This is a genomic window from Bradyrhizobium sp. WD16 (genome assembly GCF_024181725.1).
Lineage (GTDB): Bacteria > Pseudomonadota > Alphaproteobacteria > Rhizobiales > Xanthobacteraceae > Bradyrhizobium_A.
This window is the reverse complement of sequence record NZ_CP028908.1, coordinates 5515334-5533922: the sequence shown is the minus strand read 5'-3', so window position 1 is coordinate 5533922 and position 18589 is coordinate 5515334. Positions and strand designations below refer to the sequence as shown.

16 protein-coding genes and 1 pseudogene are annotated in these 18589 nt (G+C 60.9%); 15 read left to right on the top strand and 2 right to left on the bottom strand.

The window, feature by feature from the left end:
• The first annotated feature begins 1 nt into the window (after nucleotide 1).
• The 9 genes and pseudogenes from rocD to DB459_RS27660 all read left to right on the top strand — a co-directional run bounded on the left by rocD (nucleotide 2) and on the right by DB459_RS27660 (nucleotide 8743).
• Nucleotides 2-1252, top strand: a complete 1251-nt coding sequence (rocD, locus tag DB459_RS25545; protein ID WP_253709615.1) for an ornithine--oxo-acid transaminase — start codon at nucleotides 2-4, stop codon at nucleotides 1250-1252.
• A 27-nt stretch (nucleotides 1253-1279) separates the two neighbouring features.
• Nucleotides 1280-1468 carry a DUF6494 family protein gene (locus DB459_RS25540; protein WP_371927013.1) on the top strand — a complete coding sequence of 63 codons (189 nt, stop codon included), beginning with the start codon at nucleotides 1280-1282 and terminating at the stop codon, nucleotides 1466-1468.
• A 192-nt stretch (nucleotides 1469-1660) separates the two neighbouring features.
• Complete coding sequence (locus tag DB459_RS25535) at nucleotides 1661-2413, top strand: TetR/AcrR family transcriptional regulator (RefSeq protein ID WP_256519234.1); 753 nt, start codon at nucleotides 1661-1663, stop codon at nucleotides 2411-2413.
• 338 nt (nucleotides 2414-2751) lie between these two features.
• A complete protein-coding gene (locus tag DB459_RS25530; protein WP_253709605.1) occupies nucleotides 2752-4230 on the top strand; it encodes an NCS1 family nucleobase:cation symporter-1 in 1479 nt (492 codons plus the stop codon).
• A gap of 347 nt (nucleotides 4231-4577) precedes the next feature.
• A complete protein-coding gene (locus DB459_RS25525) occupies nucleotides 4578-6536 on the top strand; it encodes an alkaline phosphatase family protein (RefSeq protein WP_253709602.1) in 1959 nt (652 codons plus the stop codon).
• A 261-nt stretch (nucleotides 6537-6797) separates the two neighbouring features.
• Nucleotides 6798-7043, top strand: a pseudogene (locus DB459_RS25520) (transposase); the annotation flags it as partial.
• Nucleotides 7029-7265: an SDR family oxidoreductase gene (locus DB459_RS25515; RefSeq protein ID WP_256519403.1), complete on the top strand. Its 237-nt coding sequence runs from the start codon at nucleotides 7029-7031 to the stop codon at nucleotides 7263-7265. The pseudogene DB459_RS25520 and the gene DB459_RS25515, both read left to right, overlap by 15 nt.
• Nucleotides 7266-7842: 577 nt before the next feature.
• Entirely contained in the window at nucleotides 7843-8448 is a 606-nt protein-coding gene (locus DB459_RS25510; protein ID WP_253709599.1) for a carbonic anhydrase, read from the top strand.
• 1 nt (nucleotide 8449) lies between these two features.
• The gene (locus DB459_RS27660) at nucleotides 8450-8743 is read left to right on the top strand and encodes a LysR family transcriptional regulator (RefSeq protein WP_371927012.1); all 294 of its coding nucleotides are present in this window, start codon (nucleotides 8450-8452) and stop codon (nucleotides 8741-8743) included.
• Between the two features lie 197 nt (nucleotides 8744-8940).
• Here DB459_RS27660 and DB459_RS25505 read toward each other — a convergent pair whose 3' ends face one another.
• Both DB459_RS25505 and DB459_RS25500 read right to left on the bottom strand, forming a co-directional pair.
• Nucleotides 8941-9774, bottom strand: a complete 834-nt coding sequence (locus DB459_RS25505; protein ID WP_253709596.1) for a class I SAM-dependent methyltransferase — start codon at nucleotides 9772-9774, stop codon at nucleotides 8941-8943.
• 549 nt (nucleotides 9775-10323) lie between these two features.
• On the bottom strand, nucleotides 10324-10731 hold the full coding sequence (locus DB459_RS25500; protein ID WP_253713701.1) for an EF-hand domain-containing protein: 408 nt from the start codon (nucleotides 10729-10731) through the stop codon (nucleotides 10324-10326).
• A gap of 363 nt (nucleotides 10732-11094) precedes the next feature.
• Here DB459_RS25500 and DB459_RS25495 point away from each other — a divergent pair, with 363 nt between their 5' ends.
• The 6 genes from DB459_RS25495 to DB459_RS25470 all read left to right on the top strand — a co-directional run bounded on the left by DB459_RS25495 (nucleotide 11095) and on the right by DB459_RS25470 (nucleotide 18586).
• Complete coding sequence (locus tag DB459_RS25495) at nucleotides 11095-11835, top strand: secretin and TonB N-terminal domain-containing protein (protein WP_253709594.1); 741 nt, start codon at nucleotides 11095-11097, stop codon at nucleotides 11833-11835.
• Entirely contained in the window at nucleotides 11832-12572 is a 741-nt protein-coding gene (locus DB459_RS25490) for an energy transducer TonB (protein WP_253709591.1), read from the top strand. The genes DB459_RS25495 and DB459_RS25490 overlap by 4 nt, the downstream gene beginning before the upstream one ends.
• Nucleotides 12573-12734: 162 nt before the next feature.
• Entirely contained in the window at nucleotides 12735-13277 is a 543-nt protein-coding gene (locus DB459_RS25485; RefSeq protein ID WP_253709588.1) for an RNA polymerase sigma factor, read from the top strand.
• Between the two features lie 423 nt (nucleotides 13278-13700).
• Nucleotides 13701-14639 carry a FecR domain-containing protein gene (locus DB459_RS25480; protein WP_253709585.1) on the top strand — a complete coding sequence of 313 codons (939 nt, stop codon included), beginning with the start codon at nucleotides 13701-13703 and terminating at the stop codon, nucleotides 14637-14639.
• A 237-nt stretch (nucleotides 14640-14876) separates the two neighbouring features.
• Nucleotides 14877-16553: a ShlB/FhaC/HecB family hemolysin secretion/activation protein gene (locus DB459_RS25475; RefSeq protein WP_371927011.1), complete on the top strand. Its 1677-nt coding sequence runs from the start codon at nucleotides 14877-14879 to the stop codon at nucleotides 16551-16553.
• Nucleotides 16553-18586: a DUF2341 domain-containing protein gene (locus DB459_RS25470; RefSeq protein WP_253709580.1), complete on the top strand. Its 2034-nt coding sequence runs from the start codon at nucleotides 16553-16555 to the stop codon at nucleotides 18584-18586. The genes DB459_RS25475 and DB459_RS25470 overlap by 1 nt, the downstream gene beginning before the upstream one ends.
• Nucleotides 18587-18589: the final 3 nt, after the last annotated feature.

Below are 18589 nucleotides of genomic sequence, written 5' to 3'. Positions count from 1 at the left end.
CATGACTGATTTCGCCGGTCTCGAAGCGCGCTTCGGCGCCGCGAATTATGCTCCGTTGCCGGTCACGATCGTGCGTGGAGCGGGAGTTTACCTGTGGGACGAGGCGGATCGGCGCTACATCGACATGATGGGAGCGTATTCGGCTGCGAGCTTCGGCCATTGCCATCCGCGGCTCGTCGACGCCTTGACGAGGCAGGTGCGGCATCTGGATACGATCTCCCGGGCCTATTTCAGCGACCAGTTGGGCCCGTTCCTCGCCAGGGCGTGCACCCTCACCGGCATGGATGCGGCGTTGCCGATGAACAGTGGCGCTGAGGCCGTCGAGACCGCGCTCAAGGCGGCTCGCAAATGGGCCTACAAGGTCAAGGGGGTACCGCCTGACCGGGCCGAAATCGTTGCCGCCGAGGGGAACTTCCACGGCCGGACCATCGCGATCGTCGGCTTTTCGTCCGTGGCGCAATATCGCGACGCCTTCGGGCCGTTTCCGCCCGGCTTCACGCTCGTGCCGTTTGGCGACGCGTCGGCGCTCGCCGCGGCCATTACCCCGGCCACCGCGGCCTTCCTGGTCGAGCCGATTCAAGGTGAGGGCGGGATCAATGTGCCGCCGCCTGGCTACCTCGCCGAAGTCGCGCGGATCTGCAAGGCGAGCAACGTGCTGCTGCTGTGCGACGAGATCCAGAGTGGCCTGGGACGCACCGGTCGGCTGCTCGCGTGCCAGCATGAAGGAGTGGTGCCGGACGGTCTGATGCTCGGCAAGGCGCTGGGTGGGGGACTGTTGCCGGTCTCGCTCTTTCTCGCCCGTCGCGAGGTCATGCAGGTGTTCACGCCTGGCGACCACGGCAGCACCTTCGGAGGCAACCCGATTGCCGCGGCGGTCGGGTTGGCTGCCCTCGAGACCTTGATCGACGAGCGATTGATCGAACGCGCCGCTGCCGTCGGCGCGCACCTCCTCGGTCGATTGTCGTCGATCAGAAACCCGCTCGTTCGCGAGGTGCGCGGCCGCGGACTGTTCGCCGGCGTGGAGTTGCACCGGAGCATGGCGAGCGCCGGCGCGGTGGTCAGGCGGCTGCTCCAAGCAGGGGTGCTGACCAAGGACACCCACCGGAATACGGTGCGCTTTGCGCCGCCCTTGATGATCGAGCAATCGCAGGTGGATTGGGCCGTGGATCGCTTCACCGAGGTGCTGGACGAGTTCGCCGAACGGCGGCTGCCGGAGGACATCTTGCCTCAACCGAATCCGCCGACCGCCTGATTTCAGGGAGAAACCGCCATGACAGAATTGGACGAGGATCGTTTCAACATGGCCGTCCGCAAGTTTCTCAAGCATGTCGGGGTTACATCGCAGCGCGAAATCGAGAAGCTGGCGCGCGATGGCCAACTCAAGGGCGGCGTGCTCAGATTACGGATGACCCTGACCGCGGAAGGAACGCCGCTGAAGCACGTCGTCGAGGAAACGGTCAGGTTCTGACCGTGGTTCTGGCTTGATCGGGACCGGTGTCACAGCTGCTTTCGCCGCGCATCCGAAGGTCGGGCGGCGGGTCGCTCCGTTCGCTCGAGCCTTTGGCAACAGTTGCACGCGTAGTGTAAAGGGTGCAGACGAAAGCAGGTGGATGCTCTACTCTCTGAATTTCCGGTATCACAAGGATTGTGACGTCTGCGAATGTCTACTGGCGATCTGAAGCTGCACCGCATTCGCCGGCCCCCGGGCGGGCGCCGCAAGCCCGCGCCTGGGCCCGACATCGAAGCCAAGATCCTCGATGCGGCGGAGTTCGTGTTCGGCCATTTCGGCTTTCGCGGTTCAACCACGGCGCTCATCGCCAAGAAGGCGGCGATCGCAAAACCCCATATCTACTACTATTTCGAGGACAAGGAGGATCTCTACCGGGCCATCCTGGAGCGGGCCATGAACATGTGGGCCAGGGAACTCGGTACGCTCGACACCGAGGCCGACATCCAAACGATCCTCATCCGCTATATCCACAAGAAGGTAGATTTCTCGCGCGACCATCCGCATTTGTCGCGTCTCTATGCCAATGAAATCATCAGCGGTGCTCCTTTCATTGGCAGTTTTATCGAGAAGATCTCGACGCCGCAGCTCATGGAGAAGGTCGGAGCAGTCGAGGCGTGGGCGGCGAGCGGGGTGGTTCGGCCGATCAGCGCGATCGATCTGTTCTTCTGCATCTGGGCGATGACCCAGTTTTATGCGGACTTTGCCAGCCAGCTGGTCATCATGAAGCGCAAGCGAACGCTCGAGGAAGCCGACTACGACGCGGCAAAAGCCACGATCGTTCAACTCGTTCTTGGTGGCCTCGGGCTCGATCTCGCAGCAAGGTCGGCTCGGAATATTCCTTCTCCGCCAACGCCCAGGGCGTCCGGCAAGCCTGCCAAGAGACGGTCATCGGCCCGCGATTAAGGCGGCGGCAACCGGATCAACCGTTATCGCAGTGGCGATCACGCCTTTCCTGCCCTGTCCGAAGCTCGAGACAGACGTGCAACCTCAAGTCACGAACAGCTCTGCCTGCGTCCTGCGAACAGCTTCCAGGGTCATCTCTATCCTCGTTTTTCAATCGTTCAAAATATTTTACAAATCGTTCAAAACTGGCATACACATTGCAGATTGCTACACGCGCTTCGCATGGTGTGGGCGCCGGACGGCAGACCCTGGTGCCGTCTGAGATGGTTCGGTCGGCGGCGCACGCTCGGAGGCAAAAACGGGTAGTGTGCCCCGACCAACGATGTTGAGGTCGAACCATGTCGTCCCACAATGGCGAAGTTCCTACACTTGTCGTCACCGGCGCCGACCCAAGGCTCTACAACCAGGATCTCGCGCCGACCGCGCCCGAGGGCCGGACCTGGGGTGTTTTCAGCCTGTTCGCGATGTGGATGTCCGACGTGCACTCGGTTGGCGGCTATACCTTCGCTGCAAGCCTGTTCTTCCTGGGGCTGACCGGCTGGCAGGTGCTGCTGTCCATGCTGGTCGGAATCACGGCGGTCTACTTCCTGATGAACCTCATCGGGCGGCCGTCGCTGAAGTACGGCATTCCGTTTCCGGTCATGGCGCGCGTCTCCTTCGGCGTCATGGGCGCCAACCTCGCCGCCATCGTGCGGGGCGTGGTCGGGATCGTCTGGTACGGTGTGCAGACCTACTTCGCCTCCAAGGCTGTCCAGGTTCTGATCGTGACCATGGTGCCGTCGGCGGTCGGCCTCACCCACAACAGCATCATCGGCCTGTCCACGCTCGCCTGGTTCAGCTTCATCTTCATGTGGCTGTTTCAGCTGTTGATCTTCCTCAGCGGGATGGAGCGCATTCGCCGCTTCATCGATTTCTGCGGCCCGGTCGTCTACGTGGTGATGTTCGCGCTGGCGATCTGGATGCTGTGGCAGACGGGCTTCTCCAGCCTTTCGCTGCAACTCAGCCCGCCGGCCTCATCCAATCTCGCCACGCTCGGCGTGATGGCGAACGCGGCGATGCTGATCGTTGCCTATTTTGCGGCGCTGCTGCTCAACTTCGGCGACTTCGCACGCTTCGGCAAGGACGAGGCCGCCATGAAGATGGGCAACCTTCTCGGACTGCCCGTCAACTTCCTGGTCTTTTCGATCATTACCGTGATCGTGACTGCGGGCACCCTCGGCGTGTTCGGGCAGGCGATCATGGATCCCGTCCTGATCGTCGAAAAGATCGGCAATCCGTTCATCGTCATCATCGGTTCGGTCACGTTCATCGTGGCAACCATGGGCATCAACATCGTGGCGAACTTCGTCTCGCCGGCCTACGATATCTCGAATCTCAAGCCCGAGCGCATCAACTTCAAAATGGGCGGCCTGATCACCTCCATTCTGTCGGTCCTGGTCTGCCCTTGGCTGTTTGTGGCTAGCCCGTCGGCCATCACCCTCTTCGTCAGTATCTTTGGCTCCGCGCTCGGACCGCTGTTCGGAATCATGATCGCCGACTACTATCTGGTGAAGAAGGAGGTCGTGTTCGTCGATGATCTCTACACAATGTCGCCCAGGGGCGCCTTTCACTACGACGGGGGCTGGAACCACAAGGCCCTGATCGCTCTCGCGATTTCCGGCCTGCTGTCGATCGGCCTGGCGCTTCTCGGCGCGTACGGCCTGATCGTCAACGTCGGCGACTGGGGATGGTTGATCGGCGCGGCCGCAGGTGGCCTCGTCTATCGCGTTCTTTCGACGCAGCCGAGCCGTGTCGCCGCGATGAGCGCCGGCGAATAAGGCCGCGACTGCATCCGGTCCAGGTGCCGTGGCAACGGGATCGCGACGGCGTTCAAGGCAGGTGGAATAGGAACGCGTCGTACTCTCTTCAATGCTGGCCGGCTTCTCTATAGGGTCGGGGCTTGTGGGACCCCGCGCGCGGTCGCGGTCGGAGCGCTGCTGGTCGATGACAGCCATCGGCCAGCGGCGTCTGCTTTGACGCTGCCGAACGTATGCGCCATCACCTCAGCGGGCCGAAACTGACCGACTTCTCCTTCGTCGTTCTGACTTCGATGTCACACGCGCGTTGTAACTCGCCCCTACTAGACGAACTCTCATGACATCAACTCTGAGAATAGGACCGAGAGATGAGGGTTTGCGGTGATCGACGGCTCGCACCACGAGCAACTGTTCGCGGGTGGAAGCGATGCCGTCAGTTCGGTAGCACGGCGCTCGCGTCGGCGCTTGCTCTTCTCGAAGTTTCGGGATCTGTACACGCTGAACCAAACCGCGGACGCACTGAAACGCCGATCAAGCATCTTCTCGTCATTATCGGCGAGAATCAGAGCTTTGATCATGTGTTTGCAACTTATCGTGCGCCTTCGGGCGATCATGTATCGAACCTTCTGTCCAAAGGCATCATCGATATCAACGGCCGGCCGGGTCGGAATTTTGCCGCAGGTGCGCAATCGAGCGCCGTCGAGAATGGAACCTACCAACTGGCGCCGGGCAATAAACAAACCTACGCACTGTTGCCACCGCAGACGACGGGCAACCTGCCACTAGGTGGAAGCGACACGGCAGGGCCGCCCTTTGCGACCGCTGCTGGCGCCCTTGCGTGGGAGACGATGTTTTATCACCAGTATGCGTCCTTGTTTCATCCGGAAGACATGACGGTTGGCGCCAATCCGTTTCCCAAATATGTGCCGGACGGCCGTATCGCCAACGTCAATAACTTGCCGAACGGGCCGTTCCAGGTGACGGGCTTGACGCCTTATGATTTCTATCAGACCGATATGAACCACGGCTTCTTTGCCGAATGGCAAGAGGCGGATTGCGACATTTCCCATGCGACATCAGACAATCCAAGCGGCTGCCTGAACGATTTGTTCCCATGGGTCGAAGCAACACGCAGTGCCAATGGCATCGGCGGCGGCGGCGCATCACTCGGTTTCTACAATGTCGCGAATGGCGACGTTCCCTATTTTACTTCGCTGGCGCGCGAGTACACGATGAGTGACAATTATCATCAGCCTATGCGCGGACCCTCGTCGCCGAACTGGATCTTCTTCGGGACCGCCGATGAAGTCTATTTCAGTGACGGTCGCGGCAATCCTGCAACTCCGGATCCGAGCCTGGTCATGAACCCCGACCCTCGGCCTGGCGCGAACAATACGCCAATCAACGACGGCGCCACTTTCGTCAATTGCTCGGATCAGACGCAACCGGGCGTGGCGACAATTCGCTCCTATATCGCCTCGCTGCCATATCATCCCGACCCGCATTGCGCGCCCAATAGCTATTATCACGTCGCGAGCAGGCATCCGGGTTACTTTCCGGATGGCACGATCGATACCCATCCAAATGCCTTGCCGCCCTCGAGCGTGCCAACGATTGGAGAACGGCTAAGCGCCAAGGGAATTTCGTGGTCCTGGTATGCCGGCGGTTACAATCGCTATGTGGCCGATCCGAACCATACGGCTTCGCCAGGCTATTGCGATAATTGCAATCCGTTCCAGTTCTCGACCGCGGTGATGTCGACCGCGGAGAGTCGCGCGGCGCATCTCCACGACGCGGAAGAACTCATCACCGAGATTCGCAGTGGCAAACTGCCGGAAGTCGCCTTCCTTCGCCCGGAAGATGCCCCGGCTGGCCACCCGGATTCCTCCAAACTGTCTTCTTTTGAAAACTATGTGAAAGTCTTCATTGAAGAGGTTCAGGCGCAACCGAAGCTCTGGGCCGACACCGCCATTATCGTCACCTTCGACGAAGGTGGCGGTTTCTGGGACTCTGGCTATGTTCAGCCAATTGACTTCTTTGGCGATGGCGTCCGGGTTCCGATGCTTGTTGTCTCACCCTATTCGCGTGGTGGTCATGTTGGGCATGTTTATTCTGATCATGCCTCCGTCGTGAAGTTCATCGAGCGAAATTGGCATCTCGCGACTCTTTCGGCGAGGAGCCGCGACAATCTTCCCAATCCGATCACCGGGCGTAATCCCTACATTCCGATCAACGCACCGGCAGTCGGCGACCTGATGGAGTTGTTTCGATTCGATCATGATCATGATCACGATCGTAAGGAGTTCGATCAGGATCATAAGCACTAGCCCATTAGGGAGGCCCCCCGGCTCTGCCGGGGAGGCAGCAAAAGTTTGACATTTCAAGGAGCCGTCCATCGATGAAACTCCCCACTCGTGAGCCACCACGCACACGAAGGGAGTTTCCCGATGGACGAGTACGAAAGCCTAAGCCACAGCAAATGGGAGTGCAAATACCACGTGGTGCGAGCTGGCTCCGGAAATCTGGACAGGACGATAAGTGGAGTTTCTGCCTGACAACGGCGATAATCGCCGCGAACAGGAGAGACCATGACGAGACGACCCCGCCGGAACCACTCACCGGCCTTCAAGGCGAAGGTGGCCCTGGCTGCCATCAAGGGCGATCGGACGATCGTTCAACTGGCCGAGCATTTCGACGTTCACCCCAATCAGATCACAGCGTGGAAATCGCAGCTCGAGGGCAGCGCGTCTGAGGTTGTCGGATCGGGAGGCGGAGCGCCGGCCATCCCAGCGATCGATGTGAAGTCGCTCCATGCTAAGATCGGGGAGCTGACTGATGCAGCGGATGGGGATAGAGGCGCTCTATCGCCGACCGCGACCGACATGAGCCAGGGCGGGCGCGATCCGGTTGCGAGCCGTGCCATCGCCGGCGCCATTGCGCTTGGTCGCGTCGGTCAGCCCGATGATATCGCGAATCTGGTCGCTTTTCTGGCATCTGAAGCGGGAGGCCGGGTCACCGGGCAGGCCATCGATGCGAGTGGAGGCCAGCGCCTGTGACCTGCCGATATCTCGAGCAGGCGCCGACCTCAAGCAGGTGGTTGGCGCCGTCGCCATGACACGGCGCCACGATGTAGTCGTCGTCCTCCAAGCCGGCCGCGGTAAGCAGGCGACGACGTCGACCCGCACGCTTCACATGGCCTCGATCAGTCAGACGTCCTGCCGAAGAGGCCCGGCGCTGCCGGCTGCGCCGGTATGAGCCATGCAGGCCTGTCCCGGACGAGGGGGCTATGGAGCGCCTCTTGTCCGCGGGACCGATGTTCTCAGTGACGGGGCTCGGCGTTGCGGGATCGTCGAGGATGCAACGGACTTGTTTCTGAGGGTTTCGGGTCGCCTGGGCTTCGATCTGGAAAACGGCCGTTGCCAGATTGTCAGGAGGGCGTGAATCCTTGGTCACGGAATCTCATTGCTGGAATTGGGCGGATGTTCGGTTGGGATGGTTCATCTCACTCGCGGAAAAATCTTAGCTCAGATCATTTTACATTGCTGCGGACATTGGAATTCAATTTTCTTGACCGATCGAGCGTGGGCTGGTCCGATCTGATGATCGCGAGCTTCTAACGCAAGGATATTTCAAATGACGAAGCGCAGCGCTGTGTTCGGCGAAGTCGTTTCTGCGAATGAACAATACGCAGGTGATTTCGGTGACAAAGGCAAGCTGGCACTGCCACCGGCTCGGAGGTTTGCGATTCTCACTTGCATGGATGCGCGGCTCGATCCTGCGAAGTATGCGGGGCTCGCGGAGGGCGATGCGCACGTCATCCGCAATGCAGGCGGCCGCGCTTCCGACGACGCCATTCGTTCGCTCGTCATCTCCCACAAGCTGCTTGGAACGAACGAATGGTTCGTGATCCACCACAGCGACTGTGGAATGCAGCTGTTTACGAATGAAGTGATTGGCGACCTCCTCGTGGATAATCTGGAAACGGCGCAGTTCGACGGCAAGACCTGGTCGAATCCCAAGCACGGCGGCGGCTCCGTCGCTGGAAAATTCATCCATTGGCATACCATCGTCGACAACCCGAGGAGTGTCGTCGAAGACGTCGAACGAATTCGGTCACATCCTCTCGTGCCAAGGCACATACCGATTTATGGCTTCATCTACGACGTAAAAACAGGACTTCTGAACGAAGTGGCCGAGGCCACGGCGGTGGGGAAAGCCATCCGTTCAGCCGAAACTTGACATTCGCGGAGGAGCAGATCAGCTCGGGATCACTCCCTTGGCGGTCAGCCGCCAGCTGAGCGCGTATCGGAGCTTCGTGAAGATCCCGCTGACGGAGCGTCAAGTCCGGCGACTGGTGCTGGCGGCGTACGGACGTTGTTACTGCGAATCGGCCAGTGCGGCGTTCAGCGTGTTTCATACATCCGCTACGCAACTGCGGCGGAGCAGGCTGCTCGGGGCATCGCCGGGCATCGTCCGCAGAGGCTCTGTTTGCGGTCGATCACGATCGCAATATCGCAACGGCGATTGCGGATGACGTCGGATAGGCGAATGTCGCCGGTCGGGCTGGCGCCGCTTGCGGGAGTTCCACCATGACCGATCAGTACTGGAACCAGAATGCCGACGGATCAGCATCTGTCCCAGCTGAGATTGAAGGCCCCGAGCGCCGGAAGCACAGCGCCCTTCGGAAGACCGACTTGCTGAAGCGCCGACGCGAACCCGGACCCATGGCCGCTAACGCGGCTTCCTGAACTTCAGGACAAAATTGTCGGCTTCGCCGATCGCCGCATATTTTTCGCGGTCGGTATCGCCGAGCGCGAATGTCGGGGGCAGCGTCCACACGCCTTTTGGCCAGTTCGCAGTGTCCTTCGGGTTGGCGTTGACCTCTGAGGCAGCGACGAATTCGAAGCCGGCGCTCTCGACGAGCGCAATGGCATAGTCCTGCCGGACATACCCGTCCGACGCCTGCGGATCCTGCGGCACGTCGCGTTGGCCACGATGATCTTCGATGCCGAGAATTCCGCCAGGCTTGAGCGCTCGGTGAAACGCGGCGAGCGTTTCCGCCGCGTTGCCCTGTTTCAGCCAGTTGTGCAGGTTGCGAAAGGTCAGGATCAGGTCGACAGATCCATCGGGTGCGAGGGTGGCGGCTGCCGGCGGACTGAATTCAGTGATCCGGACCCGTCCATAAATGGCCTTGTCGGAGTTAAGCTTGGTGTTGAACGCGTTGGCCGTCGGTGCCGCGGTGGCGCGCTGCGGTTCGACCGCGGCATAGTAGACGCCGGATTCGTTCAGATAATGCGCGAGAATCTCGGTCCAGTATCCTGCGCCGGGCCAGATTTCGACGACGGTGTATCGCGGGGTGATTTCAAAGAACGTCAGTTCTTCGTAAGGGTGCCGTGCGCCGTCGCGGGCCAAAAATCGCGCGCTTCGTTGCGATCCGTTGATCGCGGCACGCAAGGCTTGATCTTCATGTGCCACATCGGCGGCGAAGGATGGCGTACTGATGACTAAACCTAGCGCACACGCCGCGCCGAGCTGGATCAGATACTTTGCAAGGGTTCGCGACATCGAATGATCTCCGACAGAGACACCAGGGTCCTGAGTTGCTTGCCACTGGACGAAGCGCATTCAGTATCAGGCTGGCCCGCAGCCAGCTCAAGATGCGATGAGTATGTCGATGTGGAGACGTTCGAACGGCAGGGGCTCCACTTGTCGACGCGGAAAGTCTGTTCAAACAACCGGGACCAGCTCATTTGCTGGTGTCCTTACGTCTCCGAAGGACCGTGCGAGCATGAGGCAAATGGAGCGGTCATTCGCAGACAAGACGCTGGTGTGGGTTTGGATCTGACGGGCGTATGAAGAGTTCGCTGCAACACTGAAACAAGCGTCAGATCCACCGCACCAAGGCAGAGCGGGGATGCGCCAGCCGGCGCGGCCTTAAGTGATGAGCGGCGGATTGCACTTTTGGCTCCAATCCGCCGCTGCTCGCAATCACATTCAGACGGTATCGCCGAAATTTGAAGAGATCTTACGATCTCCTGGTCCTTCGATGCCAACATTCGCAAACACGCCCGCCGAGACGGGATGCGAATGCTGGCCGTCCATCGGCGTTCTTGATCATTTCAAGAGGCGTAGAAGCGCCTTGCCAGCCGGGGATCTCAATTCCTTGGCGTCCAGGGTTCCATCCTTGTCAGGGTCCGCTGCGTTAAAGCGCTGTTCCACCGCGGCGAGGTATTCGGCCTCGGTGAGGGTACCGTCGTGATCGGGATCGGCCTCCGAGAGCCCGCGAGCGTTCAGCCTGCCGCGCAATTCGTGCCGGTCGAGCGTCCCGTCGCGATCGTGTTCCAATTTGGCGAACAGAGCTGATGCGACCTTCTTCGTCTCGGCCAGATCTATCGTGCCGTCATTATCAGTATCGATCGTCTTGAGCGAACTGCCCTGGCCGTAAGCAGCCGACAGCGAAAGCACGATCGCCGCGAATGTCGAAAAAGCAAGTGATGGTCGCAACTTCGTCATTGAGGTCATTCCTGCGTTGAGCTGCCACGAAGGATTTGTGGTGCCTTCTGTGGCATTAGCCTGATCGATGAGTGCCATTGGCTATGGGTTTCTGCCTTGACCCAATGGAACATACTCCATGATAGCGTCCACGGAAACATGAGCAAACTCAAGAAAGAGGTTTATTGCGCGTGATGCGGGTAGATTGTTTGCGTTGCAACTTAGACAGGCTGGCAGTGACTACAGGTTGGGGGTGAACGCGCGACCAGAGGTTAGATGACTGTCGCATTTTGGATATAGAAAATGCGCTCGCCCATCGCACGTCCTCGCACGCGGTGGGCTGACTGGGCTCGTGTTTTATCTGTCGCGTTCACCGCCGGTCGAAGCAGGGCTATGATGGCAATGAGATCATATGTCAGCGGCTGGGTAGAGGCCGGGCGTGGCTTTGGTCGCTCCGGTCGACGATGTCTTGCCGTGGTCTGTGCGGCTGTGGCGATTGACGGCATGTGTGTCGCCGGCGCTGAAGAGCGCCTGATCGCATTCCATATCCGGGCGCAGCCACTGGCGAACGCGCTGCAGGTCTATGGCGAGAGAACCGGTGTTCAGGTTCTTTACGAAAGCAATTCCGCCACCGGTCGGAGATCGGCTGCGGTTGAAGGCGATTTCACGCCGGAGGATGCTCTGAACCGGCTGCTGAATGGAACCGGATTGAAGGTTCAGTACATTCGACCGGATGCCATCACGCTTGCTCTTCCGTCTGCGGCGGATGGCACGCCTCCTGCCGACCCGCTCGTCACTGCGGACTTATCCTTGGGAACGCTGCGGGTGCGTGCACCAGGTGACGGGGACGAAACGGGCCGTCTCCACGACTATAGCGAAAGCGTCCAGCTCGACATTCAAAAGGCGCTGAAAAGAAATGCCAAGACACGTGTCGGAAGTTATCGGGCTATCCTCGACCTCTGGATCGATCCGTCACGTACGGTTCAGCGAACAGAGCTGTTGCGGTCGACCGGGAATCTGGACCGCGATACCGCCGTGGCCGCTGCTATCCGTGGTCTCACGATTAGCCGACCGGCACCGACGAACACGCCGCAACCCGTCCGTGTTGTGATCGTGGTGAAGCCGCTGCAATGAAGCTCAATGAACCCAGCGGACGAGGGGGCGCGCCCGGGATCATTCCTGCCGCAGCGTCTTCCTTTCATCCGGATGATCCGAGCGCATGGTCGTCGGGGGAGATTCTCCGCCTGCTTCTGGCGCCGATGGTCGTCACATTAATTGTTATCGGCGGAATCTATTGGGTTCGGCAGCAACTGCCGGCAGGTCGGGAAGCGGAGCGGGACAGAGCCTCGATCGTGCAGGTTCATCTCCTTTCACGGCCTGATCCCGCACCGATCCCGGTGGCGCAAGCTTCCGAGGCGATTGCGGCGAGCCTTGCCAATCGTACCGACGTGGTGGTCAACGACCCCGATCCGGGGTCCGTCGATGACGCAGCCGTAACACCGTCGGTCCCGGCATCGACCTCGGCCGAGACGTCCCTTCCGATCATCCGCTCGAAGCCGTCAGCGGAGGACGCGCCACCGAGCAGTGCAACCGTCAAATTTCAGCAGGCGCTGCTTCGTCATGTGGCGCGATATCAGCACTACCCCAACTCTGCCCGGGTTGGTCGGCTGCGCGGATCGGTTGAGACGCTATTTTCCATGCGACGAGACGGTACGGTTCTCGGAGTCTGGGTCAAGACCAGTTCAGGACGAGTGGTGCTCGACAAGGAGGCCGTGGATACGATCCGCCGGGCCCAGCCGCTGCCGTCAATTCCTTCCGAACTGCCGGAGCGGCTGAACATTCAGGTGACGCTGATGTTCGAGCCATCCTGAGACCATCGACCGGCGCAGGTGTAGAACCCTAAATCCGCGCTCGGCCGTCGCTTCAGCGGTGTCTCACAGCCGTCATAAATCTGTAGTCCACGGCCGTTACGAAACAGGGCAGCCTTGAGGGCGCAAAGCTCCAGGGTTTGCGTGTGCAGGGGCTCGCGAAACGTGGCTGATAGCAACCGAGTGCGGTTACGTGGCCAGCTCGTCGAGAACTATGGCGGTCTCGTCAGAAAGCTGACACGTCGACTGGGCTCGTCAGACTTTGCCCACGAAGCTCTGCACGAGACGTTTCTGCGCCTGGATCGGGTGACGGACGCAGTTCCGGTCCGCAGTCCCGCGGACTACATCTTTCGCACCGCTGTCAATGTTGCGAAGGACCGGCAAAAGGCGCGGACTTATCGTGTCAGTGCGTCGGAGATCGATGCGCTGCTCGACGTTTGCGACGAGCGACCAGATCCGGCAAGGGTTGTCGAGGCGCGTTCAGAGATCGAAGCTTTCAAACGCGCGTTGGCCGAGCTGCCGGCGCGGCCCCGGGAAGTGCTCCGCAGTGTTTCGATCGAAGGAAGGTCGCCGCACGAAGTCGCCGCCGAACTCGGCGTCAGCGTGCGAACCGTCGAGAGCGACCTGAAGCTGGCCCTGAGCCGTTGCGCCGACTGTCTCGATCGGACGCTGATCCGTCGCCTTGGTGGCCCGCGCCCCCGTTCGTGAACAGATTCACTGCGAATGATATGCGGCTTGACCTGGCTGCTTCCACCTTATCCCTGTTTGTTGTAATAGCCGCTGCCGGTCACGGCCCGGGTGCGGCAAGGTATTTTGCAACTCTTTCGGGATTCCTCTTTCGGGATAGCGCCTTTCCAGTCGTCTGTCGAATAGGGGCCTTTTGCAAGAGTTCCTACGGGCGCGATCTAGGCGCAATGCTGGAGGGAATGGCGGGAGAGCCGGTCGAGGCTCCTGTGGCCATCGGTTTCGCCGAAGGTGCACGCAACACGTTGAAGCATCGGATCTGAAGCGGAATCATTTATATGTCATCAGGGCGCCCAGGATCCGAACAGGAGGTTTTGATTTGGCGAGTATGGCGATGAGCGATCAATTGTGACCGTGCCGACTCGTACATCGGAACCCGACCCGTTGTTGGACGAGGCTCTTGACTGGGTCGTTCGGCTCAAAACGGGCACGCCGACGCAAGCGGATGTCGACGTCCTGCAGCGCTGGCGCCGGCAGAGCCCGGCGCATGAGGACGCGTTCAGGACCGCCGCCCGACTTTTTCGCAGTGCGAGAACCGCAGCACAGGAACTCGTCGAGGAGCGCGCATCCGGTGGTGTTGCGTCCGCGACGCTGCAACGGCCACGTCACCTCGCGCGCCGCGCCGTGTTGGGTGGAGCGATTGCGACGACGGTGGGCTTCGTGGTGATTCGTCCACCGCTCGGGCTGTGGCCTTCGCTCGCGGAATTGTCGGCGGACTATCGCACCGGGAAGGGCGAGCAGCGCAAGGTCGGGGTAGCGTCCGACGTTTCGCTGGAGTTGAACACGCAAACCAGTATCGCGCTGCAATCCGCGTCTGACGAAACCCGGATCGAGCTCATTTCAGGCGAGGCGTCGGCGACCAAGCTTTCGTCGCCGAAGCCGCTGGTGATGCTGGCTGGCGACGGTCGTATCACCGTTCTGCAGGCAAGCTTCAACGCTCGTTGCCTTGACGGGACGGTCTCTGTGACCTGTCTGGATGGGGTTGTCACGGTCGAGCAGGGGCGCAACACCGTGCAGCTTCATAAAGCGGAGCAGGTCACCTATTCGCGCTCCGGATTGGAGGCGCCGGTGCCGGTCGACGCGATGCAGGTTGCGGCGTGGCAGACGGGCTTGTTGATTTTTCGCGACCGGCCGCTGGCAAGCGTCGTCGACGAGGTCAATCGCTATCGTATGGGAAAAATCATCATTGCCAACGCGGAGCTCAAGCGCCGCCTGGTCAACGGCACGTTTCAGCTCGACAAGCTTGAAAATTTCGTCGCCCAGGTCGAGCAATTGTTCGGCGCCCGGATCACGCCGCTTCCGGGCGGTGTCGTGCTTCTGAGCTGACCGTGGCGAAAGGCTCGAAGAGTTCGGCCGAAGACGATTCCTGAAGAAACTCAAAATTTTTCCCGATTTGCTGAAATAGTTTTGCGGGTTGGCCGCCGCCCAGGCGTCTCATGAATGAGGCCTTGTTGTTGCGGTATTTCCGCCGTGATCGCATGCGCCTGCAGGAATGAGCGGACGTCAGTGCGAAGTCGAAGTGGTTATAAGAATTGCAGGCATCGGGTGCGATGCCGGACAGGGCTGCGGCTGGGTGCCGCGGCGCTAACGGTTGTCGGAATTCTTGCCGGGGCTTTTCCGGCTCGTGCGGCGAAGCAGGCGGCTACAGCCGCGGCTCCTGCGCCAGCGGCGGCCAATGGAGCATCGCCGGAGCTAAAGCCAGCGGCGACGCAGCGTTTCGACATCGACGACTTCGCCGTTCAGGGCGCCGACACGCTACCGCAGATTGAAATCGAGGAAGCGATCTATCCCTTCCTTGGCCCCGACAAAAGTGCCGATGACGTCGAGAAGGCGCGTGCGGCGCTGGAAAAGGCTTATCACGACAAAGGCTTTCAGACCGTCAGCGTCGCGGTTCCGCAGCAGAACGTACAAGGCGGTGTCGTCGCCCTCAAGGTGATCGAACTGAAGGTCGGTCGGTTGCGGGTCAAGAACTCGCGCTATTTCGATCTCGGCCGGATCAAAGGGGGCGCGCCGTCCCTGAAAGAGGGGACCGTGCCCAACTTCGGGGATGTCACCAAGGACATTGTCTCGCTCAATCAATGGCCTGACCGACGGATCACACCGGCCCTGCGCGCCGGGGTGACGCCGGGCACGGTCGACGTCGACCTCAATGTGGAAGACAAGCCTCCGCTGCACGCCAGCCTGGAAGTCAACAACCGGCAGTCGCCCAGCACCACGGCGACGCGCCTCAGTGCCACCGTGCACTACGACAATCTGTGGCAACTCGGCCACTCGCTAAGCGTTTCCTATCAAGTGGCTCCGAAACGTCCGACCGATGCCGAGGTGTTCTCCGGATCATATCTGGCGCGAGTTCCTGACGTGGATTGGTTGAGCCTGCTGGTCTACGCCGTGAAATCGAACAGCAGCGTCGCGACCGTCGGCGGCTCGAACGTCATCGGCCCTGGCCAGATCGTCGGCGAGCGGGCGGTAATCACGCTGCCGCCCCGGGAGAACCTGTTCCATACCCTGTCGGTCGGGATCGACTACAAGCACTTCAACCAGACAGTGCAGCTCGGTGTTGATGGATTTTCCTCACCGGTTACGTATTTCCCGCTGGTCGCAAGCTACGGTGCGACGTTCCAGAACGAGAAATTCACCACCCAGTTCAACGCCGGCATCACCTACAATCTGCGCCCGCCGAGCAGCCCCTTGGACGAGTTCGACGCCAAGCGCTATCTGGCATCGCCGAGCTTCACGCACCTCAATCTGGACGTTTCTCACACCCACGAGTTGCCCGAAGGCTTCCAGATCTACGCCAAGGTTCAGGGTCAATTGGCGGACGGGCCGCTGGTGTCGAGCGAGCAGTTCAGCCTCGGCGGCCTCGATACGGTGCGCGGCTATCTCGAATCCGAGGTGCTCGGGGATGACGGGGCCGCCGGCAATCTCGAACTGCGCAGCCCCAATATTGGCGATCTGCTGCAGAAGCGGCTCAAGAACGAGACTGGCGAAGGCGCGCCGCGTTTCACCACGTTCAACGAATGGCGCTTCTTCGTGTTTGCCGATGGCGGCCATGCGACCGTGCTGAAGCCGCTTCCGGATCAAGTGTCGCAGTTCGACGTCTGGAGCTATGGCGCCGGCACGCGCTTCAAGGTGTTCGACTACGTCAGCGGCATGATCGCCTATTCGGTGCCGATGATCAGTCAGGCTTACACGCAGGCGCGGGACCCGCGGGTTAATTTCCGGATCTGGGGTGAATTCTGATGACAATGGGATGGGATCACATGCGGGGCGTGCGCCGATCGACCTTCCAGCGAGCGAGCGCGACGGTTCTGTCGGGGCTGCTGCTCGGCCTGGTCGCCGTGCTGACATTGTTTCCTTCGCCGGCGAAGGCCTGGTGGAACGACGAATGGTCGTTACGCAAGAAGATCACCATCGACACCAGTGCCTCCGGTGCCAACATCACCGATCCGATCGGCGCCGCTCCGGTGTTGGTGCGGTTGCATGTCGGAAACTTCCGGTTCGCATCGGCGAAAGACGACGGCAGCGACCTGCGCTTCGTCGCCGGTGACGACAAGACCCCGCTGAAACATCATGTCGAGAAATACGACTCGCTGCTCGGCGAGGCCCTGGTATGGGTCGCGGTGCCCAGCCTGCCGTCGGGCGCCAAGACCGATATCTGGCTTTACTACGGCAACAAGAAAGCGATCGCGACTGCCGATCCGAAGGGAACCTATGATCCCGATACGCAACTGGTTTATCACTTCAACGAACGTGGCACGCCGGCGCTCGATTCCTCCGTGTGGGCGAACAACGCTCAAAGCGTCGGTCAGCCGGCCGACGGATCGCTGATCGGCACCGGGCTTCGGCTCGACGGCCGCGCCGCCGTGACCCTGCCGGCCTCGTCGTCGCTTGCGCTGACCGATAATGCGCCGTTGACGTGGTCTGCCTGGATCAAACCGGCCGCGTTGCAGCCGAACGCCGCGCTCTATAGCCGTCACGACGGCGCCAGCGCCTTGGTCATCGGCCTCGACAACGGCTCGCCGTTCATCGAGATCACCAGCGCGGGAACGACGCAACGCACCGGTGCCGGCGCACCGGTCGCGCCGAACGGCTGGCACCACGTCGCGGTCGTCGCCGGCAACGGTCAGATCACACTTTACCTCGATGGCGCATCCTATGCGTCGCTCGCCGCGGCGATGCCCGCGCTCAATACCGTCGCCTCGATCGGGGGCGACACGTCAGCCTCCAGTGTTTCCCCGGTTACGCCCGCGACGGCGCCGTCCGCAGCCGCTCAGCCGGAGTCCCCCGACGTGCCGGCTGCGGACAGTGGCGCGGCGACCGCGCCGGTTGCCGCGGCCGCTACGCCGCCCCCGGTTTCTGCAACGGCTGGCTTCGCCGGTGACATTGACGAACTGCAGATCGGCAAGATTGCGCGGCCGACGGGCTTCATCAAGCTCGCTGCGATCGGGCAAGGGCCCGAGCAGGCCAAGCTGATTTCGTTCAGCGTCGACGAGGAAACCGCGAGCTGGCTGTCCGGCTATTTCGCGGTGATCTTGAAATCGGTGACGCTCGACGGCTGGGTCGTCATCGGCATCTTGATGATCATGGCCGCGGTCAGTTGGGTCGTGATGTACGACCGTGCCTCGTATCTGAACAAGCAGGCCAAGGCCAACGCGCATTTCATGAAGGGATTTAGCGAGATCGCCTCGGATCTGACCATGCTGGATCGTGGCGATGCCGACGAGGTGTCGACGCTCGGCGGACGCCTGACCGAGGCCGATGCCAAGATGATGCGGTCCTCGTCGCTCTATCGCATCTACCACATCGGCGCCGCGGAGATCCGTCACCGTTTTGCCGGAAACGGCAGCCGCGCGCCCGTTCTGTCCGCGGTGTCGATTGCTGCCATTCGTGCCGCGCTGGACAGTGGGGTGGTCAAGGAGATGCAGCGGCTCAATCGGCTCATGGTGGTGTTGACCATTGCGATCTCTGGCGGGCCGTTCCTCGGCCTGCTCGGCACCGTGGTCGGCGTCATGATCACCTTCGCGGCGATTGCCGCAAGCGGCGACGTCAACGTCAATGCGATCGCGCCGGGCATCGCCGCGGCGCTGGTCGCCACCGTCGCCGGCCTCGGCGTCGCGATTCCGGCGCTGTTTGGCTACAACTACCTGATCTCCCGCATCAAGGATCTGACCAGCGACATTCAGGTCTTCGTCGACGAGTTCGTGACGAAGATGGCGGAATTCTATTCCGCCGATCGGCCCGACCCGATCGAACATCGCATCGCAGCGGAGTAACAG